Source organism: Vibrio sp. 10N.261.52.A1 (assembly GCF_002876325.1).
Classification (GTDB): Bacteria; Pseudomonadota; Gammaproteobacteria; order Enterobacterales; family Vibrionaceae; genus Vibrio; species Vibrio chagasii.
In genome coordinates this window covers 1-798 of sequence record NZ_MCYD01000731.1, presented here as the reverse complement: position 1 = coordinate 798, position 798 = coordinate 1, and the positions used below count along the sequence as shown (strand labels likewise).

The following is a 798-nucleotide window of genomic DNA, read 5'->3' as shown; positions in this document are numbered from 1 at the left end:
TGCCGTTTGGTATCAAACGCCGTGACCGTCGCTGCTTGTCCCTGACAGTCACGAGCCACACGCTCGGCCACCTCACGGGACAAACAGCGCCCTGCTTCATCGCTTTGCACTTCTGGTACTTGCCATTTAGACGAAAAACCCGTGTCACCGACAACGTCATAAAACGGTTTAGAGACAAAGTGAGCGATAGCCAAGTCTCGCTCAACTACTAACCGCAAGGTGGGCGTTTGTACGCGGCCCACCGATAAGGCGCCGCGATAACCGGCTTCTCGCCCCACCAAAGAGCAAAGCCGCGTTAGGTTCATACCCAGCAACCAGTCAGCTTGACTGCGGCCAAGCCCCGCCCAATAGAGCGATTCGGTTTCACTACCAGATTTAAGGTTATCCAGACCTTTACGAATGCTCGCTTCGTCTAAGGCGCTGAGCCAAAGTCGAGAAACTAGGCCTTGGTAACCCACAAAGTCTAAAATCTCACGCGCAATCACCTCCCCTTCACGGTCGGCATCGGTGGCTATCACCACCTCTGTCGCGTTAGCCAATAATTTTTTGATGACATTGAACTGTTTTTTCTTATCGGCTGGCACCACCATTTGCCAGGTCGACGGCACGATAGGAAGCGTGTCATAAGACCAAGCTTTTAATGCGGGGTCATAATGCTCTGGGTCGGCTTGAGACAAAATATGACCAAATCCCCAGGTCACGACCACACCTTGACCGCGCAGCGCCCCCTCGATTTTTTCATGACAGCCAAGTACCTTGGCAATATCACGGCCTTGGGACGGTTTTTCACATAAAAAC

1 protein-coding gene is annotated in these 798 nt (G+C 52.5%); it reads right to left on the bottom strand.

All coding sequences use genetic code 11. The features are described from left to right. On the bottom strand, positions 1–798 hold a 798-nt coding region (locus BCT81_RS14930), incomplete at both ends, for a DNA topoisomerase (RefSeq protein WP_241908214.1).